This is a genomic window from Paenibacillus sp. W4I10, assembly GCF_030816325.1.
GTDB classification, from domain to species: Bacteria; Bacillota; Bacilli; order Paenibacillales; family Paenibacillaceae; genus Paenibacillus; species Paenibacillus amylolyticus_B.
Genome location: NZ_JAUSXX010000001.1, coordinates 1,821,950 through 1,845,002 on the forward strand (window position 1 = coordinate 1,821,950; position 23,053 = coordinate 1,845,002).

Sequence of the window (23,053 nt, forward strand, 5' to 3'; positions counted from 1 at the left end):
TTATAGTAATCCAATTTGTCGTCATCCTAACTATTCTTTGACGGCTCCTAGTACAATCCCCTTTACGAAATATCGTTGTAAAAATGGATATACAAGAATGATCGGGAGCGTGCTTACAAAAATTTGCGCTGCCTTGATGCTCTGTTCAGACATGGCTGCCACCTCAGACTGGCTCATCGCCATATTCTGCATATTGCTCTGCACGACGACCGTCTGTAAAAACGAAGCCAACGGATACTTACTTGCATCCGACATATACAAAATCCCGTCAAACCAGGAGTTCCAGTGCCCTACCATAATGAACAGGGATACGGTCGCTATACCAGGCAGAGATAATGGTAAATATATTTTGCTGAGAATTACGAAAAAGGACGCTCCGTCAATGAAAGCCGCTTCTTCCAGGGCTTTGGGAATCGTTTTGAAAAAATTGACGAGAAGAATCAAATTATAAGCACCGAAAGCTCCCGGTAGCACAAGAGCCCAAATGGTATCTTTTAGTCCAAGGGCGGTGATCAATATGTAAGAAGGTATCAATCCCCCCGAGAAGAGCATGGTAAAGATAAAAAACCACATGAGCACGTTGCGTCCCCGGAATTCCTTGGACAGGGCATATCCTGCACAGGTAAGGATAAACATGCTGATGGTTGTACCCAACACGGTTCGAGTAATGGATGTCAGCATGGCACCGTTGAAATTGGAATTGTTGAACGTTTTTACATAGGCATCCACGTTGAATCCGACCGGCCAAAATGAAACCATATTACCACTAATGGCCGCTTTACTGCTGAGCGATTGTGCCAACAGATGAAGCAGTGGAAGAAAACACGCCAGACCCGCCAGTATCATGAACGCGTAATTAAAATAGGAAAATACTCTATAGCCTGTCGTCTTATGGTACATGATCCCTCTCCCTCCTTGTTAGAATATTTTGTAATTGGCATATTTATAGGCCAGCCTGTAAGAGACAACGATCAAGATCAAGCTAATTCCCGATTTGAACAGTCCTACAGCGGTCCCGAAGCCGTATTGCCCGTTTAACAAGGATGAACGGTAGACATAGGTATCAATGATATCTCCTGTACTGTAGACAAGCGGATTGTACAGATTGAAGACCTGATCAAAGCCCGCGTCCAGAATATTGCCCAGACTCAGTGTAGAAATGACGATTATCATAGGCAACATGCTAGGCAAAGTGACGTATCGAATTTGCTGCCGGCGTGTGGCCCCGTCGATCTCTGCCGCTTCGTAATATGAAGGATTGATCCCGGCAATGGTAGCCAAGTAGACAATCATGCCGAAACCAAAGCTCTTCCACACATCGCTGATCACAACCGTGAATCGAAACAGATCAGGATCACCCAAGAAGTAAATGGGATCGTTCCCGAAAATCCGGGTCAAGATGTGATTAATTCCCCCGTCTAATCCGAGAATGTCAATCATCAACCCTGCCACAGTAACCCAGGACAAGAAATGCGGCAGATACACCAGTGTCTGTACACTTTTCTTAATGCCCATATTTCGGATCTCACTTAGCAGGATAGCCATGACGATTGGAACGATAATACCAACGATAATTTTAGAAACGGCGATAATTAACGTATTAACGATCGCTTGTGTGGCTTCTTTGTACTGGAAAATTCGTTCGAAATTATCTAACCCGATCCACCGTGAACCTGTAATGCCCAGCCATGGTTTGTAGTCCTGAAATGCCATGAGCAAACCTACCATCGGGCCATAAGAAAAGATGCAGACAAACACAAATGCGGGAATACACAGTACGTACAAAGGCCAGCTTTTCTTGATTTCCTTTTTGAATGAAGTCCGCTGGGAAAGCTTTGTTTTTGTTTTTTTTGCGGATCTGGCGGGCACAATCTCGTTAATGTTGCATACCTCCTCTATGATGGCTTTTCGAAAGCGATCCTTGAAGATAAGCTTAACAAAAGCGCTTTCACTCCAAAATGCCAAAATTTCAAGATCATCACCCCATCCTGAAGCATTTTAAACCGCTTTCATTTATTGTTGATGCTGCCCTTCCGCTTTGTGAAGGTTTGGCTTATATTAAAGTTAATCCGTTCTGGAGTTTAACTTCTACGTTTGGCGATATGAAAGGAAACACATATGATCCGAAAAATGTATATGAAGCGATTTATCTATTTCTTTGTTTTTTTTCTGCTGCTGACGTTAAGTTTGTTTTTCGTGATGAACCGATTGAGCTCCAAAACACTTGAAGAAAATCTGATTGGCGCTTCCAAGAACCAGCTTGATTATGTGAAAGGCATTCTTGACGGGATTATATTCGAGGCTAACATGTACGGGGTTCAGTTTGCGGCAGACAGTGATGTCCGGTTTTACCAAAGGCATGTTATCGAGCTGAGCAATTACGATTCCCAAATGAAGAAAAACGATATCGTTGATCGCTTGCGGCAAACACTTTTATCCAGTCGATCGATTGAATCGATCGGCATTTACTGGAAGTCTGAAGAAACATTTCTGTCCACCAACAGTACGCCGGAGGCGAGACTTCCGTTCAAGGATGTTAATGAGCGGGGATGGCAGATCGTTGGCAATAGTTTGTATTACTTTGCGCTCTACCCTTACATCCAAAAATCCGGACAAAATGAACCGACTCAGTACGTCGTTGGTGTAAAGCTGAATACCGATTATTTGAAAAATCTGCTGAAAAAGGCTGTGAACAACGACAGCTCAAACGCTTTTTTTTGGTTTAATTCCCATCAGTTATGGAGTGAGAAAGAAGTCGACCACGATCTATTGAAGGCGGTTACTGAAATGCTTTCTCCACAGCCGGAGATCACTTTGAAATATGATTATCACACCAATTCAGACGACTATTATGTTCTTTCCCGATATATTGAATCAATCGACGCCTACCTGATTACATATACACAGACGAATGATTTCCTGCAGCCGCTTGACCGCAATCGCAAAGTTTTCTTTGCCAGTATTTTAGCCGTTTTTACGCTTGGTTTGGTTGTGATCTTTACGTTTTACCGGAACTATTACCGTAATATTCGTTTGTTGGAGCGAAAGTTTTCACAGGTCGAACAAGGCAATCATAATACACGTATTACCGAAAATACGGATAGAGAGTTTTACAGCCTGTTCAGAAGTTTTAATCATATGGTTACCGAGATCCAGGATCTGTTCGTATCATTGAAGACTGAAACGGAACTAAGACGAAGTGCGGAACTTCAACAACTCCAAGCTCAGATCAATCCTCATTTTTTGTACAACAGTTTGTTTTTCATCATGTCGGTGGCTCAATTTTCACCTGATTCTGTCATGCGCATGAGCAAACATCTAGCTGAATATTATCGTTATTTAACGAAGTTGGACCGGCATGAAGTCACGCTGGAAAGCGAGCTTCAGTTTGCGGAACATTTCCTGATTATTATGGCTCTTAGCAAAAAAATGGAGTACAGCATTGATCTGCCGCCAGAACTGTCCTGCCTTCCCCTCATGCCGCTGATCATCCAGCCAGTGGTTGAAAATGCGATTCAACATGGAATTGAAGGACAACAAGGTGCCCATCGGGTGACGATTGATGTAAAACAGACGGAAGCTGCAATAACAATCAAGGTCTCCGATGATGGCAAAGGTCTTTCACTCGATGATATCCGCAGCCTGGAGGCTCGGCTTGAGAGTGATACCCCGCCTGAAGGAATTAAAGGCGTAGGGCTCTGGAATGTAAATCAACGTCTGAAAAATACGTACGGTGAACTTAGCGGGTTACATTTTACTACTAATGATTGGGGCGGCTTGTCCGTCCTGCTGCTCATCAGCATTCCCGTGGTGAAAGGAGATAACTAATGCGATTATTAATTGTGGATGACGGACATTATGTCGTTGAGTATATGAAGCACTTGCTCGATTGGAACACCTTTGGCATTGATCAGATCGAGACGATGACCAATTCGATTGAAGCCCGAGACATGTTGACTCAAAACCACATCGATATTCTGATCACTGACATCCGAATGCCTGAGGTGTCTGGTATTGATCTGCTTCAACATATCCACCAACATAACTTGCCAACCAAAGTGATCATCCTTTCCGGCTACTCCGAGTTCGAATATGCACAACAAGGAATCCGTTTAGGTGCGCTCGACTACTTGCTCAAACCTGTCGACAAAGATGATGTGGAGAAAGCCATGTCCAAAGCCATCAATAATATTACAAAGATACGGCCCGCTCAATCTGTCGCATGGGAGAACTTCAATGGATTGGGGTATTTGCTTTCGCTTCTTGGTCATAACGAGACATTAAGGAAGCAATATGATGCTTATACTGAATTTTTAGGGGAACGCCGATTTTGCTGCTTCAAGCTGGAGGGTTTTACACAGGAACATGAGGATGTTATAAAACATGCTGTCGGAGACAAATTGGATCGTCTCGTTTGGAATGCGGGAGCACGACTGTTCGGTCTTGTTCCGGAAGAAGCTGCTGTAGAACTGACCATCAAACTGGAGAAATCGGTCACGTCTCCTCCATTTCTGTTGACTGATCGAAACGTGACCCGACAGATGTTCTACAGGTTCTTCCTTAATGAGGACGTACGCGCGGACGACTTTGTTGGCTTATTCAACCATTCTCCATCATGCGGTGATTGGGAGTCGGCGGGAAATATCATTAAAAAATATGATCAAATCCGTCTCCAAAAGCAAAAAGTAATCTTTCTCATGGAGACCATTCTATATGTATATCTGACGGATAAGGATCGCGATCCCTCTGAAACCGTGGAGTGGATATTCAACCAGTTACGCTATCCTGATGAACTATCCTCAACTCTCATGGATCGGGTCAGTCGGATCAGAAACAACAAACAGATGTCCATTCAAACCATCGTTGACAAAGTACAAACGTATATCGAAGACCATCTGTCACTTGGCCTTAGCCTGGATGAACTGGGCAAAGTTGCACACCTCCATCCCGTCTACTTTTCCAAACTGTTTAAACAGGAGACGGGCGAAAATGTGTCAAACTACATTTCCAGGAAGAGGTTGGAGAAGGCTTCTCAACTGCTTCAAGATTCGGAACTCCGTGTAGCCGATATAGCGCAGATGGTGGGTTACCGAAAAAATCAATATTTTATCCAGTTGTTCAAAGTGGAATACGGAGTTACGCCCTATCAGTACCGCAGAAATATGATCCATCAATGACTTCGGTTGAATATATTACATAAATGATATGTCCAATGCAGTACCATAAAAGCCCAACTTCCACTCTTCATTTTAAAGAGTGAGTTGGGTCTTTTTAGTGAAATTAATATATAAAGAACTTTCATGATGACATAGCGATTTTTGTTTTATTTGTCTAGAACGCTGTGGAGGTGAGTTAATAAGCATTTAACCTTACGTTAGGTCGATCATCTTATCAAAGCAATATGAATCTCTGTCATAGCCATTATGTTCATAAAAAGCATGGGCGTTGGTTCGCTTCATTCCACTACATAAAATAATACTTGATATTCCCCGTTCTTTAGCATAATTTTCAGTCTGTCTTAGTAGTTTTGTACCTATTCCTCTATTTTGCAGCTCCCTTTTAACAGCAAGAGCTTGAATATGTAGATAACCCATTGGAACGCCTACTGATAATGACTGTACAATTGTTACAAAACCGACGACATCATTATCTATTAGTGCGACAAATGTTTTGTAATTCCCGGCCTTATTCATCTCTTCCATAGTCACTCGGAAGTTTGCATCATTAACATTACGAATTTCAAGTACATCATTCCATAAAAAAACAACTTCAGCATAATCATCGGATATAATTTCTCGTATTTTAATATTCATACTAAACCCCCTCAAGAAAAATTAATCGGACAATCTCACCTATAACTATTGGTGATAAGGTTCTAGTCGCGGTCTGTAACGGCAAGTTATAAGGCCATCCTTTGTGGGGATGACCTATATTATAATCTTAATTTTTCAGTTGTCTTCTTCGTTAACGCCTGCATCTCGCTCATATAAAAGCGTTATTTTTTCTTCACGGGGATCCAGATCTCACCTGAAACATTCCCATGTCGTGCCATTCCATAATACATTTCAAAAGTAGGGCCCTCAACCTGTTCGTATTCAGATGTTGGAAACCACTCAGAATAGATTCGTTGCCATAATTTTTGCATATCACACTGCGGCTCTGGGAAAACCGCCCACGTTAATGGTGGGACAGCAAGTTTTGTGAATCTCTCCGGAATTTCAAGCCCTTTAGGTGCATGATAACAGATCATGTATTTGAAAGATTCTTTCGTGTGATCATAAAGGGCGGCATGTAACATGGTATCACCAAAACGTCCCAGTAAGTCATTCATATGATCAACGCTGCCATCATCATCACATTTTATACGGAATTGAGGTACTTCAGCGAACGCTGTTTTCTGGTCTGCATTTATAATTCCATATACTCCAAACATCTCAAAAGAATCTCTTTGCTCAATACGGTAATTCATTTCGACATCCCCTTTTATTGAAATATGAAAGGACATTCGAGGATAGGCTTTTAGCGAAACGCCTGTATCGCGAGCAGATGTAGGCATAATACCATGAAGATTCTTAAAGGCCCGTGCAAACGCCTCCGGCGAATCATATCCATATTTCATAGCTACATCAATAACCTTTGTGCTTGTTGTCTGCAATTCAAATGCCGCCAATGTCAATCGTCGACGTCGAATGTACTCCGATAACGATACGCCAGTAATAAATGGAAACATTCTTTGAAAATGATAGGTAGAGCAAAAGGCTCGCTGTGCTATCTCATCGTATGAAATAGTGTCCGCTAGATTTGTTTCGATATATTCCATGGCGCCATTCATCCTATCCAACCAATCCATCGTACTCCCTCCCTTCAAGGTAATTTTATGAGAAATAATTAATGAATACCTTGCAATTTCTGCACGAAAAATTCAGTTGAAAGCTTGCTCTTATATATGATACGGTTCACCGGGTCATCACTGGAGTGATCAAGAACAAACTAGACATAAGCGAATTATCTGGAAGTACAACGATGGGACTGGTTTTCCCTGTGTATCTTATTCGTACACTCGTGCAATCCATGTTTTGAAGTATATCGAAAAAGAACTTCCCATTAAGTGATATCATAAATTCTTCCCCACGCATCTCTAATATTGGAATTTCATTCTGAATATCTCCAACATCGGCTGTTTTGGACAATAGTTTTAATGTGTCTGCATTAGCTACTAGTTTGATCACATGTGCACTAGCCATTACAGTTACACATTCAACCGCTTTCAACAAATATGCTTTATCAACTGAGATTTCACACATATACGATTGAGGAATTACATTTATTATGGATGGGAACGTTCCTTCAATAAGAGCCGACTCCACTTTCAGTCCATTTGTCGTGAAATTAACTCGATTGTTAATCACTTCAATTTCAGTCGTTTCATCTGCTTTGTTTAACATTTTCGACAATTCATAGAGATTTTTCGCTGGAATAATAACGTTCACACTGTTGATGGCAGCATCTTCTAAATTTAAAGCTCGGTATGCAAGCCGCACTCCATCTGTAGCAATTAAGTTAAGACAATCATTACTGCATTCCAAAGAAACTCCTGTTAATATGGGGCTGGTCTCGGACGTTGATGCTACGATTGCTAGCTGTTTAATAGTCGAACGAAGTAAGGAAGTATTAATGCGTAGTTTAGTAGAAGGGAACGCCTCTCCATCATCAATGGAAGGGAATTCTGTAGAGTCCATGCCGCATAAACGTAATTGAGAATGACCGGATACAATCGAAAGAATCATTGGCTCTTTAATTTCAAGTATAACTTTGTCACCATTAAATTTACGAATAATATCGTGAAAATAACGCGATGGTATAACGATAGCCCCTGTTCTTTTTACAGTCAGAGAAACATCATCATGAGCAATAATAGACTGTATCGTCAAACTTGTATTACTTGCCGTAAAAGTAACGCCATCTGCACCTGCTTGAATATGTATTCCTTGAAGAATTGGTATCGAACTATTTGCTGCTACTGCTTTTATCACATATTGTATGGCATTCATAAGAGAATCTTTTGTTATTTCTACCAGCAAAGACCTCACCTACCTCGAATAAAGAAATTATTATGATAGAAGGACTCAATGATGTTACGTATAGCCTCCGAACGAGAAAGTTTATGCTCTGTGCAATGGTTTTCGATTTTTCCCCACATGTCCTCTGTTAGAGTTAAAGATATTTTTTTAGTCACACCTATACTCTTTCTCCCGGAACCTTCTCGCAGACCACCTCTCGAAAAGACAAAACCTAACTGGCCTTCTTTATTAGAGACACCAACTTTAATGTTATTGTTGTTCAATATAATAACACTCCTAAATTTTGATTTAGGTAACCTCATTCAAACGAATCTCTTCTCATCTTATCATGTCTCTACATGGATTTACAATATTTTAAAAGCGATTGCTGAAGAACAACTCATCGAATGTAAAGATGGGACTATCTCAAAAGGAATTCCTTCTCTTCAAGCGCTAACTCGATGAAATAACGTCTCTATGATTCGTTAGAATCAATCCTATGCAAATGGGAGCAAATAGCGTCTGCTAGGTCCATTAGAACTGCATAATCCTGACAAAGGGCTGTACCCGGTCATGCTCATGACTCACGGACAGCCCCAATAAAACAATTACGTATAGACACCTTTTTTATATATTCAACTGGACTTCGGGAATCGAAGTGTCGCTTTATGTTCGTGAAGAAAGAAGCTTTTAGGGAACGACCACCAAATTTGAGTACTCGGTTGTTGTTCAAAGTGGAATACGGAGTTACGCCTTACCAGTACCGCAGAAATATGATCCATCAATGAGAGCGAATAAATAACTTCATCAAATTGATATAAAACGGGTTGATCATGTAGCCATTCGGACTTACGGAATATCTCTTACCCGTGTCCAACCGTCGTATTTGTTCCATTTCCTTCTCATTCAACTCAAAGTCGAATATTTCGCTGTTCTCTTTTATCCTTTGAGGATTCGATGATTTGGGGATGACAATAATTCCACGTTGCAGATGCCAGCGCAAAATGACTTGCGCAACCGACTTCTGATGACAAAGGGAAATTGCCGCCAGCTCCGGATGCTCCAGCAGCGCTTTGCTACCCTGCCCCAACGGTCCCCAAGCCTCATGCAGAATCCGATGCCGAACCATATAATCATGCAATTCATGTTGCGGAAATTCCGGATGGGTCTCGATCTGATTTACCATCGGCGAAATCCGGGAATGTTTCTTCAGATGCTCCAGATGCCGGATCTCGAAATTGGCTACACCTATAACTTTGATTTTACCTGCGTCGTATAATTCTTCCATCGCCTTCCAAGCATTCACGTATTGAGGACCAGCAAAATGAATCAAATACATATCGAGATATGTTACGTTCAGCTTCTGGCAAGTCTGCTCGAACGCCCTTTTCGTCGCACGGTACCCCAGGTCTGTCGTCCATACCTTGGAGGTAATGAAGAACTCCTCCCTGGGAATGCCGCTGTTTTGGATGACCCGACCTAACACCGCTTCATTACCATAAATTTTGGCCGTATCGAAATGGCGATAACCAATTCGAATAGCCTCCTCGACAGTCCTCTCGAAGGTCCCCCCGTCTTTGATCTTATATAGGCCGAACCCTAGTTGAGGAATGCCCACTCCGTTTGCTGCTGCGACTGTCTGATTCATTCGCAACTCCCCCTGTTTCCTATTTGTTGTTCCGATGCTTGTTCTTCGCATTGCGCTAGCAACTTTTCTATTTGATTCACCAGGTTTTTCAACAATTTCAACTTGCTACCGGAGTCAAGGCTGTAATAGTTGAGAGTTCCTTCTTTACGAACACTTATTATCTGTGATTCTTTCAATATTTTCAGATGATGTGATACGGTCGGTCGGGAAAGGTGAGTCTTCATCCTGATCTCTCCTACGCGCATGCCGGGTTTTTGTGGCCCTTGAATCAAGGCTATGAGGATGGCTTGCCGGGTCTCGTCTCCGATCGCATTCAACACCTTCTGATTGTTCTTAAATTCGATAGCAATCGTGGTCGCAAGTTCCTGATCCAGGTAAATCATCCCCTTTTATTTAGAACGTGTAATACTTTTGTAGACACAGCCTAACACAATCTCGGATTCGGCTGTACATCGGGAAAGAAATTCAAGAACCTATTTTTCCCATGTCTTAAGAATACATTAGCAAAAGAAGAAGCCACCCCTGACGAATGGAGTGGCTTCTATAAATGAACTTATTTATTCTTCTGTGCAGTAATGATATAGACAGGTTGGTTAGCAACTTGCGTCGGTGAGTGGATCGTATTAATAATTAAAAAACATGCCTTAATGATTTCCTCCTCCATGTCCTTCGATGAAACTCTTGAACCAGTAGGCATCACCGACTTCTCTAATTCAATGCACAAAAAGGTCCCTGCAACAGCCTTTTCGAATCTTTCGTTCCCAAGTGGCATTTCTTTGAAATTTGCGGCAATGGTTTCAATATTGGATATGCCTTTTTCCAATATGCATAATTATCTAATCGACCATCGGAATAAGTTTTCCCCTCAACCCCTGAGATAGGAAACCTACATGGCTAAAATAAAAAGCCGCTTGAATAGCGACTTTTTATGGTTGTTATTTTAAAAAAAAGGCGTGAAAATTCCAATCAGTTGTTGAAGTAATGAGACTGTTTAAGGTCGGGAATCAGTGCAGGTTGCACTGGCCGCCATCCCATAAGTTCCTGAGTTGCAACGCTTGATCTCGGGATATCAAGCGCTGCGAGTGTGCTGAGAAAGCCAAAATGGGCATCTGCCTCTTCGCGTGAAATGCTAACTACAGGTACGTTCAATTGCTTACCAATAGCACTCGCGATATCGCGAAAAGGTACTCCTTCATCTGCGACCCCATCTAGTCGTGAACCAGCAGGGGCCTTTTCTAACGCCAGGCAATATAGATGAGCTGCATCAAGGCGATGCACAGCCGGCCAGCGGTTGCTCCCTCCTTCCACATAGGCGGAGAAGCCTTTAGTCTTGGCAATATTGATGAGGCTTGGTACAAAGCCTGTGTCACCCTCACCGTGTACCGACGGACAAAGCTCTACAATCGATGTACGTACTCCGCGCTCTGCCAGCGCTAACACCATGTTCTCCGTTGCCACTCCATTTACATGCGTGGTAATTACGAACGGCTTACCAGATCCTTCAAGTGCCGCCCCCATCGCTTCTACGGCATGCAGATCTGTTGTGAGTGCTCCAGCGAAGTTCGAGAAGTCGTGATGGAATGCCAGATGAATGACGCCATCCGCAGCAGCTGCACCACTACGGAGGCTGTCAAGATCGTTGATGTCACCGCGGTGTACTTCGGCCCCGGACTCTTCTAGTTTCGCAGCACTACTGTCTGAACGCACGAGACCGACGACCTGATGTCCCCTTTCAATAAGTTCGCGGGTGACAGCGGAACCGATGTAGCCTGTTGCTCCTGTTACGAAAACGCGCATCATGAAATCCTCCTTAAGTTGCTCACCCTTATTATATAACTGTGATCACCAAGCAATGGGTCCATCCTCATCTGAGAATGTTCCTGTTGGACCGTCCGCTCCAATCAGCGCAAGCCGAACTGCTTCACGAGCCCCTTGTTCGACACTACGAGTACCAGCAAAATTATTAAGCGCAGTCGATGTGAAGCCTGGACATGCAGCATTGACCTTGATGTTTGTTGATTCAAGCGCAAATGCAAATGCAAGTGTCACCGCATGAACAGCCGATTTTGATGCCGAATAGGCACCAAACATCGCACGATGCGAGTTTTCCGGAATAGAGTTCCAGCTAAGGGAGCCGCCGGTACTGCCTATGTTGACGATACGTGCTGCCGGGGCCTCCCGCAAAAGTGGCAACATCGCCTGCGTGACAGCAATAACACCAAAAACATTAGTCTCATAAACTGTACGAATATCTTCAAGCGAAGCAACGGTCAAAAGACCACTCGCTGCGCCACCGTTCGGAAACGGTTCACCCGATCTGCCTGCGTGCGAGATCCCCGCATTGTTCACGAGTACATCGAGACGACCAAATTCGTTCCGAATACGTTCTGCAGCAGCAGCGATGGAGTTTTCATCTGTAACGTCGAGCTGGAGAGCGTGTGCATTTGAACCGATGCTTTTTGAGGCGGTTTCTCCATTCTCGAGGCTGCGAGATCCAACGAGCACGGTGAATCCTTGTTCCGTGAGATCCTTCGCAATTTGAAGGCCGATACCTTTATTAGCCCCGGTGACCAGAGCGACAGGTTTATCTTGCATAGTTATAGTCTCCTTTTTTTGTGAGTGGTGGGTCCATATAAACTAAGTTGACGTGTCAACCTTGGATCAAATTTAACACATTGAAGTTGACGCGTCAACCATGTTATTATGCTCCTATGGATAAAAATGAACTTAACGAAGAAGAAATGCGAATATGGCATATGTGGAAAGGTTCCTTTCAGACCATCTTCGGTCGCATCGTCAAAGATATGGCCGATCAGTCAGGACTGTCAGAGGGTGATTTTGGAGTATTGGACCGATTAGTCCTTTTTGGGGACGGCAGCCTTCGCCAACAGGAATTAGCTGACTCTATGGACTGGGATAAAAGTCGGTTATCTCATCATCTGAAGCGTATGGAAAAACGTGGACTCGTGATGAAGAAACCATTAGACAACGATCGTGGAGTACAAGTCAGTATCACTTCTTCTGGAAAATCAATGTTAGATGATGCCCGTCCCTTCCTCTCCAAGGCAATACGCAAACATTTTTTTGAACAATTAACCGAACAAGATATCGAGTTGATTACTAAACTGGCGGAAAGGACAAACTCAAGCTCCTAGCGTCTTATCTAGCTCCGCCATCTCGACCACGTTTGTTAAAGGCGAGCTTTTAACAAACGTGGTTTCGGTTTACCGAAATAAAAGGTAACTTGCGGACAGTACGTGCTCTCCCCCGCTCAAAACAAAAAAGCCGCTACTTTAGCGACTTTGAATGATGCTATAAAACCTACGATTCAAGCTATTTGATTACTTCGGCAGGTACACCACGAACAACAAAATTATCAGGAACATCTTTGCACAGAACAGCGTCTGCAGCAACAATTTCGTTATCTCCTATCGATACGCCTGGTAGAATAACACAATTTGCTCCGATCCAAATATCATCAGCAAATTAAATGTTACACTATACCGCAATTGAACGGCGGCATTTAACTCAATTCGTCACTGTTCCTTTCGTTTGAAAAACATCTTGCCAACCATAAGTCCCATAGCAGATGAACAGATCAGATATCCAAAGAACAAGAAAAGTAAATAAACACCATGAAGATCTGCGGGAATCTGTTTCAAACCTTCAAACCAAGCAAAACGAAAAGGATAAAAGATGACTACCCAAATGATCAGCAAGAAAAGAAGAAAATTAATTATTTTTAGCACAATAATGATCCTTTCAAGCTTGAGTGGAAACAGTTGAATGTATATGCTTCATCTTTCATTTCGCATTACCTTACCACTGTTCGCACTATAATAGTTAGCTTATGTATTAGGGTTGATAATTCGTGTCTTGCTTTAAGTTTAGGAATATGATCGTTACGGCATAAAGAAGCCCTTTCTTTTGGTAGAACGAGCTTCTTTTTGCGTTTCACGATAGCACTTTATGCTTACTGAACACCAGGCGCGTTTTCATTCGTAGTTAAGTTCGATCTTTTCTTCTTTCTTGGCTGCCCTTTCCAGGACAGATATGTCCAAATCCGTAGCAGGTACTCGACAGGACCATTGCTAAATTTCTTGAGATATAGCGGACTGAGCCACAATTGAATGCCGTACACAGCAAGCGCAATAATTGCTCCGATAAACACGCCAGCACGACCAAACAGTCCCAGGCCGTATCCATAGAAAATTGTCGTACAGATCACGCTCTGCATCAGGTAATTCGTCAACGAGAGACGGCCAACCGCCTCGAACCTGCCCAACAGGCTGGAATGGCGACTTCCCGCATACAACAGTGCAAATGCATAAATGTATCCGAGTGCAAGCAACGTTCCTCCAAGCGTCCCCCCGATTCCGATTCCGAGCCAACCTTCCGCACCCAATTGTGGTGCCAATACGCCGTATGTTTTGAGGATTAAACCTACTGGAATCAAAAACGAGGCACGGCGAAGATAAATACGCCTCATCGCTTGCGGATCGCTAAACGTGCCGATTCTGGCAGCGCGCATGCCGAGCAGGAACATCGGTACTGTCATGAGTGGGGCTAACAGCAGGATCAATAGGGCGAATGACAGCTCCAAATCCCCGCCGAAGGGATCGCCGTTATTACTGAAATTCCTGATTTCCGCGTATGTGCCGTTGCCGTATACATCCTGACTTTGAATGATGTAGTTCTCCATATGAATGGATTCAATCGCCAGCGGGTTCATCGGATTTGATGCCGGGAGACCAAGTATGCCCGCTCCCACGAGTAGCAGTACCGCCAAAATAAGCAGCGTTATAGGCTTCCGATTAAGGAACATGAGCAGGAAGAAACCGAGTACGCCATAAAATGCCAGGATATCCCCTTCCCACAGATAGATGATGTGCAGTAATCCGATTCCAAACAGTAGTAGAAAACGGCGTGCCAGATGACACTTTGGTCGTAGATCTCGTGATTTTAGGCTTTCCGAGAGCTTAACCATTCCAAAGCCAAACATAAATGCAAAAATCGGCATAAAACTGCCCACCACAGTGATCAGCAGGAACGAGAGGAAAGCCTGATCTGCTCCGCCAATCCCGAACAGTTGGGGTTTGCTCTGACCATACATTCCATATTGGAAAGCCAGCATATTCGCCAGCACAATGCCGGCCAGACTGAATCCACGCAGTCCATCAATGACTTGAACGCGCTTTTTTGATGTGCTCAATCAATCACCTCTGTCTATAACATAAAGATCAGATCTAAATATACGTTAAATCCTTCCATAATTTCAACATAAATTAATAAGTGAACATTTAAATTGTGATTTACTTTAACGTATTAATACAACAAAAACAAAAAAAGTCGCTAAATTTAGCGACTTTCAGTTTGAACACCTTAAAGAGTGACAATAATTGGACCATTTTTAGTAAGAATAATGGTATGTTCTATTTGAGCTACATAGCTGTTTTTAGTAACAAAGGTCCAGCCATCTCCAGTTTGGACTACTTCTTCTTCTGAAGTTGAGATAAATGGCTCGAATGCGATAACCATACCTTCTTTTAACAATTCATCATCCGATGGATCATTATAATTGTAGATGTGGTCAGGTGCTTCATGTATTCCACGTCCAACACCATGTCCTGTAAGGTTTTTGATAACCGTTAATTCATGCTGTCTGGCAGTTTGGAATACGGCTTTTCCGATTCCGCTTTTTTTGGAACCCGGTTTTGCTTTTTTAAGACCTGCTTCAAATGCCAGTTTAACAACATCGCATATTTTCGTTAATACTTCTTCACCTTCGCCTACGACAAACGAGAGTCCCGTATCTGCAAAATAACTGTTCTTGGAGCCAGACACATCAATATTGACGATGTCCCCTTCTTGAATAACCCGATCTCCCGGAATACCATGTGCCACTTCTTCATTAACACTAATACAAGTAAATCCAGGGAAATTATATTCACTTTTTGGAGCAGAAACTGCGCCAGCTTTCTCAAAAAGCTCTCCTGCCAAATCATCAAGTTCTTTAGTCGTTATGCCTGGGATAGTTCTTTGAACCAATTCATCTCTAATAGAAGCAACAATTTTGCCAATTTCCTTCAAGCCATTAAAATCTTCTTCTGTTCTTGCGATCATTTTTTCTACCTCACTATCTTTTATCACTAATTGATTACATAAGTATTTTTTTAATTGAACATTAGATAATCATATCCAAAGCAGCAAAGCTTCGCAACTTTTTTATCAAGCTCACAGATCAAAATCCGATGAGTTCAAATACTGTCAGTGAAGTTGTTAAAGTTGATAGTATTCCATTAACTCGGATACAACAGCAACAAGTCTGTCCTTCACACGCTGTGGTTCGATGACTTGAATGGATTTCCCATAGGAGAGGAGAAAATAGGGGACGTATGTATCAATTGATTTTTCATCAAATAAAAAGATGGCTTGATTAGAAGTCCGTTCTTTCAGATAATGTCCCATAAACCAATGCAGCCCCAAGTCATCCAATGCCTCTGATCGGCCTTTGATAACCAAGGAAATTACCTCCTCTTTCTCCCCTACATCAGGTAACAAATTTTGCATAAATAATTCACGGGCTGAAAAAGCTTCCGAACGCTTAAAGCGGAGCGGAGTAAGCTTGACTCGAAGAATACGATCTGCCCGAAAGCTGCGGAATTCATTCCTCAAGTGGCAAAACGCAATGGTATACCATTTATTATTCCAGTAAACCATTCCATACGGGTCTATTACTCTATTCTTGGGTTGTTCATCACGGCTTCTGCGATAATCAATTTCGACAGAGCAGTCATTAGCCACGGCTTGCTCCAATTCCGCCAAGATCGGCTGAACCGATGGATCTCCCATGCGATTGATAACGTTAAATCCGGCTAAATGACGACGAAGTGTGTTTTCCTGATCCTGATTTGAATACATTTTCAATTTGGATGTTGCATTGTCCAATGCCTCACTCAAAGGATATCCAGCTTCTTTTGCAAACACAGCAGCTTGGAGAAGTGCCTTTTTTTCATCAATATCAAATAACAGAGGTGCTTTGATATGCTGATTCAGCAAGCTATACCCGCCGTTGTGACCTGTATCGGAAATGATCGGTACTCCACTGGCACATAATGCATCAATATATCGATATACGGTTCTTATATTGATTTCTAACTTTTCGGACATCTGTTTTGCAGTTACTTTGGTGCCTGAATTCAGCATCCATAGAATGGCTAACATATTATCGTTCTTTGGCATAACCTGCATCCTCATCTTCAATTCATTATTGGATATCTCTACATTATATCAGTACATCATATTTTACATAAAACAACTGCGTTGGGCGATACTACCTAGAAATATATTCTCCGGTTTGGAGCGAAGGCCAATGAAGCAATCCACATCTAATATTAATACCTCCGAGGTTATTATTGTAGTTATCAATTCCATACTCGGAGCTGGAATTCTAACACTCCCTCGCACAATTAGTAAAGCAGTAGGGACACCAGATGTATGGATTTCTGTCATTTTATCAGGATTAATTGTAACCACAATCAGCATCCTCCTTGTAACCTTGTGTCGTAGATTCCCCGGTAAAACGGTATTCGAATTTATACCCGAAATTACAGGTCAGTGGATTGCTTATCTATTGGGACTTTTAATTATCGTGTATTTTGTTGTTCTTTGTTCATTCGAAGTTAGAGTCATGGCCGAAATTACAAGTATGTACATCCTTGAGCGCACGCCTACTTGGGTCACCATTATGGTCAGTTTGTGGATTGGGATTTATATGTTAACGGGTGGTCTTAAGGTCATCATCCGGGTCTTTTCAATCGTGTTGCCCGTTACGCTTGTATTGCTAGCGCTGGTTTTCCTTTTAAGCACCAAGATGTTTGAACTTAATAACCTCAGACCACTCCTGGGCGATGGATTCATGCCTGTGTTGAAGGGTCTTAAACCTTCGTGTCTCTCCTATTCCGGATATGAAGTGTTACTCATCATCACAGCTTACATGGTGGACGTGAAAGCGAGCAATAAAGCTGCTATATACAGCATACTTAGTTGTACGATCATATATTTGGTCACGATTGTCACCGTGGTGGGGAATTTATCCTTGCCAGGAATTCAAACACGAATGTGGCCAACGTTCGACATGGTTCGGAGTTTTGAAATTGAGGGATTTCTTTTTGAGCGTTATGAATCACTGTTCATTGTGTTTTGGTTGATGCAGATCTTTGCAACTTATGCTTTTAAACACTATTTTGCGGCAATCGGGATCCGAGATTTGTTTCGTCTCAAAAATATTACGAGCATACAATTCGCGATGTTGCCAGTCTTGTATGTAATTGCTTACTTGCCTAAAAACCTGGAGGAAACGTTAGCTTTGGGTGATTTTCTTGGTAATATATCCATTTTTTTATTTGGCTTGTTACCACTGCTACTGCTGATCATTAGTTTTGTTCGTAAAAAAGGCGGGAAGCAGGCAACTAGTGAAGCCCTTAAGGCAGGCTGAATGTTTGGTTCTTATTGTATGTAGACAGTAAAAAAAAGAAAAAAGCCGCCAAAATAGCGACTTTTAATGGGATTAGATTTTCTTCATTATTTATTAAAAGTAACTTTTTCTGTACCGCCTTCAAAAATGATGGATGTGTCCCGCGGCTTCGATTCCGCAACTTTACGGCCGCCTCTGTAGGAATAAAGTACGCCGGCTTGTTTGCGAACAGCCTCATACTCGTTCTCTGCTTCAAGTACGATGAAGTTAGCAGGTTTACCTTCTTCAATACCGTATACATCCTCAATGTGTAACGTTCTTGCGCTGTTTTTCGTAATGAGGTCAATTGAATTCACGATCTGGTCGTAACCAAGCAACTGCGAAGCATGAATCCCCATGTGCAGTACTTGCAGCATGTTGCCAGTACCGAGCGGATACCATGGATCGAAGATGTCATCGTGACCAAAGCACACATTCAGACCTGCTTCCTGCAACTCTTTGACACGCGTCAGCCCTCTTCTCTTCGGATACGTGTCGAAGCGTCCTTGCAGGTGAATGTTGACCAGCGGATTGGAGACAAAGTTCAGATCAGCCATCTTCAGCAAACGGAACAACTTGTACGTATAAGCGTCATTGTATGACCCCATTGCTGTCGTGTGGCTTGCCGTTGTGCGTGAACCCAGTCCACGTTCGTAAGCTTCCTTGGCAACGACTTCAACAAAACGGGATTGCTCGTCATCGATTTCATCACAATGGATGTCGATCAGACGGTCGTATTTTTCGGCCAGATCAAACGCAACTTTCATTGAATCAACGCCGTATTCCCTTGTGAATTCGAAGTGTGGAATGCCGCCGACCACGTCAACGCCCATTTTCAGTGACTCTTCCAGCAATTCTGCGCCGTTTGGATAAGAGTGAATGCCTTCCTGTGGGAAAGCAACAAGCTGGATGTCCATATATGGAGCCATTTCTTCTTTTACTTCAAGCATCGCTTTAACGGCGATCAAGCTTGGATCGGTAACGTCCACATGTGTTCGTACATGCTGGATGCCCTGTGCCAATTGCCACTTAAGTGCCGTTTTGGACCGTGTTTTGACATCTTCATGTGTCAAGAAAGCCTTGCGCTCCGACCAGCGTTGGATACCTTCGAACAGCGTTCCGCTTAGATTCCATTCCGGCTCACCTGCTGTGAGCGTTGTATCGAGATGAATATGCGGCTCAATGAAAGGTGGCAGCACAAGCGATCCGTTGACATCCAGGATCTCTTCATTCTCGGTCACTTCCAGCGATTGTGTAATTCGTTCAAACTTTCCGTCTTTCACAACGATATTCCATAGTCCTTCTTTACCCCGCAATTTTGCGTTCTGTATAATCATTTATTTTCCCCATTTCTTTGGTTTCTTTGGCAGGAACAATCAGCATCAAAACGATATAGGCCACTGCTGTACCAAGCAGTGCGTTCAATGGTGTTACGCCAGGAGCCAGTTGGGCGAATGCAACGCCGATGGCCCAAGCGACCATCGCTACCCAGTTTACATTTTTGAATGACATGTCGGCAAATGGCTTATAGTTTCTACGTTTCACAATGAAGTAATCTGCGATAATAATAGCCCCGATGGATGGTACCGCCGCACCCAGTACGTTCAGGAAACTGACGAAGTTGTTGTACATCCACATGGCGAATACGGTACCAACGATGCCGTTTACGATGACGAAGAATTTTTTTGAGATTTTGGTGATGTTGGCAAAACCAAGACCTGAAGCGTACAGTGCATTATCGTTGGTCGTCCAGATATTTAGGCCCAGAACGATGATCGCCGGAATGATCAATCCTTGCAGGAACATGACCTCCGAGATATCGGCCAAGTTATAGGCCATTGCGCCAACCGCACCGAAGAGAAACATGAGTGAGTTACCCAGGAAGAATGCAATCACTGTTGCAGTAACTGCCTGTTTCGATGTCCGGGAAAACCGGGCAAAATCGGGTGTCAGCGTTCCGCCGCTTATGAAAGATCCGATACAGATTGTTAATGCTGCCGCCGCGGTAAGCGACTGAGACGGCGTGTAATCAAGCAACCCTTGCAGACCACCCAGCGAACCTGCACCTTCGAACATGGAGTAACCACCGAGAATGGCAATCGCAGGAACTGCGATATAACCAAGAATGACAAGTGACTTCATGCCGAAAATGGCTGATGCTGTCATGGCAAGTCCGAACACGATAATTAACAGGTACACGTTCCAGTCCATGGCTTTGGCGACCGGAATCGCGAACATGGCTACGCCTACTCCGAACCATCCGACTTGTGTGAAGCCTAGCAGGAATGAAGGCAGATACGACCCTTTTGCACCGAATGCATATTTAGCGAGCAAATGTGTGGACAGGCCCGTTTTGGCGGCGATATGTGCCAGTGCCCCTGTATAGATACCGAGCACCAGATTGCCTGCAAGCACGATGCCAATGAACTCCATGAACGTCAAGCTGACACCCAATGTCCCTCCTGCCAGCATGCTTGCAGAGAAGAAAGTGAAACCGAGCATGACGGATAACGTCTTCCAAAATTGGTTTCTTTGCGCTTTCGGCACCGCTTGCCATGAAAATTCTTGATCTTGTTTGCTCATCAGAATACCCCCAACATAAAGTGTATCTGATACCAAAAAAAGCAGAAAAAAGAGGCTACTCGTCAAGTTATACACTGACAAGTAGCCTCTTTTGCATCATAACCGGCGCGAAGACACAGAGCATCCCATGACGGAATAAGCCCTGATTCTCGCGTGATTATGAAATCCGCTGCCCTTGCCAGCCTCTCTGGACTGAATTAAAGGTACCAGTATTCAATTACATTCTATTATTTTGGAAAACTCTGCAGTTGTCAATGTCATTATTATCCAACGGTTATTAATTCCATATACAACAAGCTATTTTTTTGATCATTCCTCCTTAACCAGTGGATGGAACAAGCTAATAATAATGTCGAGTTTACGATATGTGTTCAACAACTTCTGGTAATACTCTTTCATATTCCTTATATAAAACATAACGATTAACACCTCTGGAAGAGTTAAGTGCTTCATGAGCGTGCTGGATGGCGGTATCACGGTTTTCTACTTTGAGTTCAATACCCGCGAGCAGTGTTGATCTCATCCACTGTTTTTTAATGGATTGAAGTCTTTCCCGCGCCTGATTACTTTGCCCATCCTCCAAAAGTAGTATGGTTTCGTAATATGTACGGTAGTCCGATAAGCCGATATGAGGTACAGCTTGCCGAATGGCAAACATATCCTTGCGATATAATCCGTAAGCTGCCTTGAACTGTGCTTGCGATGTTCTTCGTTTATATTTCTGCTTAATTTGCTCCATAACTAGTTCTACCTCATTATCAAGTCTGTTTGCAAGAACATAAATAATGTATGTTCCAGGTGTATTTTGCTGCTTGGATAAAAAGGACTCTAAGCGATCTATACGCTTATCGAATACTAAAGGATAAAAAACATGCTTAATAAATGCGATAAGAATGGTAACGCCTACGACCCCTATTGTCCAAAATAGTGAATAGTCATTCCAGGTCATAAACAAAACAAAGACAAACACCGCCAAATAAAAGACGAATTCCCCCCAAGATTTCCTCATATGTATCTCCTTCGAATAGAAAAATAACCAGCAAGTCTATATTATATCAAATTTAATCCCCCTTTTTGTATAATTTTAGGAAACAAAATCACGAAGAATATTCTATCTGTCGCAAAATCAAGCCTGACAGGATTTACCGATACAACAAAAAAAGTCGCTATATAAGCGACTTTCAGTTGAAATAATTGAATTATTATTGTGCACTTAATAGTTCTTCAAAAGCTTTTATATTCGTGTCAAAATCAGGAACGATATGAGTTTCTTCAGCAGATTTGACCAGTTTTACAACTAAATCATTATAAGGTGTCGCAATTCCGGTACCTTCTGCTCTGCTTGAAACAACCCCGTTAATATAATCAATCTCCGTTTTGCGGTTCTTCTCCAGATCTTGAAGCATGCTTGCTTTGAGCAATCTGGAGGGCTCCATCACGTAACGTAATGTTTTCACCCGTTCAGGGATATCTTCTTTGCTGTTCAGTTCGAGTGAAGCGATGTCGAATCCATTCATTTTAACCAAGGTGACCCCATTGGCGCGAGCAACTTTAATCGTCTCGTCCGCAATATGAGCTGCACTCACAATGCCGGCTTCGTGATCAATAATGTCCCCGTATTCCCCATTCAATGCAGCGGACAAACCACTAAATGCATTGTTGATCAGCAATTTGGACCATTTGGTTCCAACCAGGTTATCGGAAATATGTGTCCCACCCACAAGGTCCAACACCGATTTCACGTGTTGAATTCGTTCGGTGATTTCACCATTTAATTCACCAATCTGAAAAGCATACTGCTTAAATTGAGTGTACTCGGTAGTCAGACTTGATACACCCGGTTCAATGAACGTAGCGCCAAATTCAACAGAGCCTGCAATGACACGTTTTTCACCCACAATGGACGCCACTTTTTCTTCCGGAATCCCGTTCTGCAAGGAACACACCATACTGTCTTCTTTCAAGAATGGAAGTAATTCCTGAAGAATGGAATCGTTATAAAGTTGTTTGGTTAAAAGTAAGACAAGGTCATATTGTCCTGATTTCTGATCAGGAGTAATGGCTTTTACTTTGGACTGAAACTCTGTGGTACCCGTCACTTTAGCACCCGTCTGATTTAAAGCATCTACATGTTCTTGATATGCATCAATTAACTCAACGTCCAGTCCGCCATCCGCAAGATATGCGCCTACAATGGTTCCCAAAGATCCCGCGCCTACAATTGCAATTCTCATTTTATATTTCCTC

General features: G+C 42.8%; 22 protein-coding genes. 5 read left to right on the forward strand and 17 right to left on the reverse strand.

The window, feature by feature from the left end; translation table 11 throughout:
- Positions 1–30: 30 nt before the first annotated feature.
- Positions 31–900: a carbohydrate ABC transporter permease gene (locus QF049_RS08150; RefSeq protein WP_017688372.1), complete on the reverse strand. Its 870-nt coding sequence runs from the start codon at positions 898–900 to the stop codon at positions 31–33.
- Positions 901–918: 18 nt separating this feature from the next.
- A complete protein-coding gene (locus QF049_RS08155) occupies positions 919–1,803 on the reverse strand; it encodes an ABC transporter permease (protein WP_036616097.1) in 885 nt (294 codons plus the stop codon).
- A 155-nt stretch (positions 1,804–1,958) separates the two neighbouring features.
- Here QF049_RS08155 and QF049_RS08160 point away from each other — a divergent pair, with 155 nt between their 5' ends.
- The 3 genes from QF049_RS08160 to QF049_RS08170 are packed head-to-tail and all read left to right on the forward strand — an operon-like array spanning position 1,959 to position 5,177.
- Positions 1,959–2,228: a hypothetical protein gene (locus QF049_RS08160; protein ID WP_190945721.1), complete on the forward strand. Its 270-nt coding sequence runs from the start codon at positions 1,959–1,961 to the stop codon at positions 2,226–2,228.
- On the forward strand, positions 2,200–3,828 hold the full coding sequence (locus QF049_RS08165; protein ID WP_307536407.1) for a sensor histidine kinase: 1,629 nt from the start codon (positions 2,200–2,202) through the stop codon (positions 3,826–3,828). The genes QF049_RS08160 and QF049_RS08165 overlap by 29 nt, the downstream gene beginning before the upstream one ends.
- Positions 3,828–5,177, forward strand: a complete 1,350-nt coding sequence (locus QF049_RS08170; protein WP_307536409.1) for a response regulator transcription factor — start codon at positions 3,828–3,830, stop codon at positions 5,175–5,177. The genes QF049_RS08165 and QF049_RS08170 overlap by 1 nt, the downstream gene beginning before the upstream one ends.
- Positions 5,178–5,369: 192 nt before the next feature.
- On the opposite strand, the gene QF049_RS08175 is transcribed toward QF049_RS08170, so the two are convergent.
- The 8 genes from QF049_RS08175 to QF049_RS08210 form a co-directional block, all read right to left on the reverse strand.
- Positions 5,370–5,813 (reverse strand): GNAT family N-acetyltransferase, encoded by a 444-nt coding sequence (locus QF049_RS08175; protein WP_124114780.1) that lies wholly within the window; start codon positions 5,811–5,813, stop codon positions 5,370–5,372.
- Between the two features lie 182 nt (positions 5,814–5,995).
- Entirely contained in the window at positions 5,996–6,850 is an 855-nt protein-coding gene (locus QF049_RS08180) for an AraC family transcriptional regulator (protein WP_307536412.1), read from the reverse strand.
- 106 nt (positions 6,851–6,956) lie between these two features.
- Entirely contained in the window at positions 6,957–8,081 is a 1,125-nt protein-coding gene (gene dnaN / locus QF049_RS08185) for a DNA polymerase III subunit beta (RefSeq protein ID WP_307536414.1), read from the reverse strand.
- 760 nt (positions 8,082–8,841) lie between these two features.
- Positions 8,842–9,708, reverse strand: a complete 867-nt coding sequence (locus QF049_RS08190) for an aldo/keto reductase (protein WP_307536415.1) — start codon at positions 9,706–9,708, stop codon at positions 8,842–8,844.
- Complete coding sequence (locus tag QF049_RS08195; RefSeq protein ID WP_307536418.1) at positions 9,705–10,091, reverse strand: ArsR/SmtB family transcription factor; 387 nt, start codon at positions 10,089–10,091, stop codon at positions 9,705–9,707. The genes QF049_RS08190 and QF049_RS08195 overlap by 4 nt, the downstream gene beginning before the upstream one ends.
- Before the next feature lie 170 nt (positions 10,092–10,261).
- Positions 10,262–10,531 carry a hypothetical protein gene (locus tag QF049_RS08200; RefSeq protein ID WP_307536421.1) on the reverse strand — a complete coding sequence of 90 codons (270 nt, stop codon included), beginning with the start codon at positions 10,529–10,531 and terminating at the stop codon, positions 10,262–10,264.
- Between the two features lie 143 nt (positions 10,532–10,674).
- Positions 10,675–11,505 (reverse strand): SDR family oxidoreductase, encoded by an 831-nt coding sequence (locus QF049_RS08205; RefSeq protein ID WP_307543141.1) that lies wholly within the window; start codon positions 11,503–11,505, stop codon positions 10,675–10,677.
- Between the two features lie 45 nt (positions 11,506–11,550).
- The gene (locus QF049_RS08210; RefSeq protein WP_307536423.1) at positions 11,551–12,303 is read right to left on the reverse strand and encodes an SDR family oxidoreductase; all 753 of its coding nucleotides are present in this window, start codon (positions 12,301–12,303) and stop codon (positions 11,551–11,553) included.
- 116 nt (positions 12,304–12,419) lie between these two features.
- Here QF049_RS08210 and QF049_RS08215 point away from each other — a divergent pair, with 116 nt between their 5' ends.
- Complete coding sequence (locus tag QF049_RS08215; protein WP_307536425.1) at positions 12,420–12,863, forward strand: MarR family winged helix-turn-helix transcriptional regulator; 444 nt, start codon at positions 12,420–12,422, stop codon at positions 12,861–12,863.
- Positions 12,864–13,681: 818 nt separating this feature from the next.
- On the opposite strand, the gene QF049_RS08220 is transcribed toward QF049_RS08215, so the two are convergent.
- The 3 genes from QF049_RS08220 to QF049_RS08230 all read right to left on the reverse strand — a co-directional run bounded on the left by QF049_RS08220 (position 13,682) and on the right by QF049_RS08230 (position 16,950).
- The gene (locus QF049_RS08220; protein WP_307536427.1) at positions 13,682–14,920 is read right to left on the reverse strand and encodes a DUF418 domain-containing protein; all 1,239 of its coding nucleotides are present in this window, start codon (positions 14,918–14,920) and stop codon (positions 13,682–13,684) included.
- Between the two features lie 170 nt (positions 14,921–15,090).
- A complete protein-coding gene (gene map / locus QF049_RS08225; protein ID WP_282321382.1) occupies positions 15,091–15,831 on the reverse strand; it encodes a type I methionyl aminopeptidase in 741 nt (246 codons plus the stop codon).
- Between the two features lie 156 nt (positions 15,832–15,987).
- Positions 15,988–16,950 (reverse strand): helix-turn-helix transcriptional regulator, encoded by a 963-nt coding sequence (locus QF049_RS08230; protein WP_307536430.1) that lies wholly within the window; start codon positions 16,948–16,950, stop codon positions 15,988–15,990.
- A 130-nt stretch (positions 16,951–17,080) separates the two neighbouring features.
- Between QF049_RS08230 and QF049_RS08235 the strand changes: the two genes are divergently transcribed.
- On the forward strand, positions 17,081–18,205 hold the full coding sequence (locus QF049_RS08235) for a GerAB/ArcD/ProY family transporter (RefSeq protein ID WP_105598772.1): 1,125 nt from the start codon (positions 17,081–17,083) through the stop codon (positions 18,203–18,205).
- A gap of 86 nt (positions 18,206–18,291) precedes the next feature.
- Here QF049_RS08235 and QF049_RS08240 read toward each other — a convergent pair whose 3' ends face one another.
- The 4 genes from QF049_RS08240 to QF049_RS08255 all read right to left on the reverse strand — a co-directional run bounded on the left by QF049_RS08240 (position 18,292) and on the right by QF049_RS08255 (position 23,040).
- The gene (locus tag QF049_RS08240) at positions 18,292–19,560 is read right to left on the reverse strand and encodes a cytosine deaminase (protein ID WP_124114768.1); all 1,269 of its coding nucleotides are present in this window, start codon (positions 19,558–19,560) and stop codon (positions 18,292–18,294) included.
- Positions 19,529–20,806: a cytosine permease gene (gene codB, locus QF049_RS08245; RefSeq protein ID WP_307536437.1), complete on the reverse strand. Its 1,278-nt coding sequence runs from the start codon at positions 20,804–20,806 to the stop codon at positions 19,529–19,531. Before codB ends, QF049_RS08240 begins: the two co-directional genes overlap by 32 nt.
- A gap of 358 nt (positions 20,807–21,164) precedes the next feature.
- Complete coding sequence (locus QF049_RS08250) at positions 21,165–21,815, reverse strand: hypothetical protein (RefSeq protein ID WP_307536440.1); 651 nt, start codon at positions 21,813–21,815, stop codon at positions 21,165–21,167.
- Positions 21,816–22,008: 193 nt separating this feature from the next.
- On the reverse strand, positions 22,009–23,040 hold the full coding sequence (locus QF049_RS08255) for a ketopantoate reductase family protein (RefSeq protein ID WP_307536442.1): 1,032 nt from the start codon (positions 23,038–23,040) through the stop codon (positions 22,009–22,011).
- Between the last annotated feature and the right edge of the window lie 13 nt (positions 23,041–23,053).

Coding starts and splice junctions, on each gene's coding strand:
- QF049_RS08150 (WP_017688372.1), bottom strand. CDS start 900: ATGTACCATAAGACGACAGGCTATAGAGTATTTTCCTATTTTAATTAC.
- QF049_RS08160 (WP_190945721.1), top strand. CDS start 1,959: ATGCCAAAATTTCAAGATCATCACCCCATCCTGAAGCATTTTAAACCG.
- QF049_RS08165 (WP_307536407.1), top strand. CDS start 2,200: ATGAACCGATTGAGCTCCAAAACACTTGAAGAAAATCTGATTGGCGCT.
- QF049_RS08170 (WP_307536409.1), top strand. CDS start 3,828: ATGCGATTATTAATTGTGGATGACGGACATTATGTCGTTGAGTATATG.
- QF049_RS08175 (WP_124114780.1), bottom strand. CDS start 5,813: ATGAATATTAAAATACGAGAAATTATATCCGATGATTATGCTGAAGTT.
- QF049_RS08180 (WP_307536412.1), bottom strand. CDS start 6,850: ATGGATTGGTTGGATAGGATGAATGGCGCCATGGAATATATCGAAACA.
- QF049_RS08190 (WP_307536415.1), bottom strand. CDS start 9,708: ATGAATCAGACAGTCGCAGCAGCAAACGGAGTGGGCATTCCTCAACTA.
- QF049_RS08195 (WP_307536418.1), bottom strand. CDS start 10,091: ATGATTTACCTGGATCAGGAACTTGCGACCACGATTGCTATCGAATTT.
- QF049_RS08205 (WP_307543141.1), bottom strand. CDS start 11,505: ATGCGCGTTTTCGTAACAGGAGCAACAGGCTACATCGGTTCCGCTGTC.
- QF049_RS08210 (WP_307536423.1), bottom strand. CDS start 12,303: ATGCAAGATAAACCTGTCGCTCTGGTCACCGGGGCTAATAAAGGTATC.
- QF049_RS08215 (WP_307536425.1), top strand. CDS start 12,420: ATGGATAAAAATGAACTTAACGAAGAAGAAATGCGAATATGGCATATG.
- map (WP_282321382.1), bottom strand. CDS start 15,831: ATGATCGCAAGAACAGAAGAAGATTTTAATGGCTTGAAGGAAATTGGC.
- QF049_RS08230 (WP_307536430.1), bottom strand. CDS start 16,950: ATGCCAAAGAACGATAATATGTTAGCCATTCTATGGATGCTGAATTCA.
- QF049_RS08235 (WP_105598772.1), top strand. CDS start 17,081: ATGAAGCAATCCACATCTAATATTAATACCTCCGAGGTTATTATTGTA.
- QF049_RS08240 (WP_124114768.1), bottom strand. CDS start 19,560: ATGATTATACAGAACGCAAAATTGCGGGGTAAAGAAGGACTATGGAAT.
- codB (WP_307536437.1), bottom strand. CDS start 20,806: ATGAGCAAACAAGATCAAGAATTTTCATGGCAAGCGGTGCCGAAAGCG.
- QF049_RS08250 (WP_307536440.1), bottom strand. CDS start 21,815: ATGAGGAAATCTTGGGGGGAATTCGTCTTTTATTTGGCGGTGTTTGTC.
- QF049_RS08255 (WP_307536442.1), bottom strand. CDS start 23,040: ATGAGAATTGCAATTGTAGGCGCGGGATCTTTGGGAACCATTGTAGGC.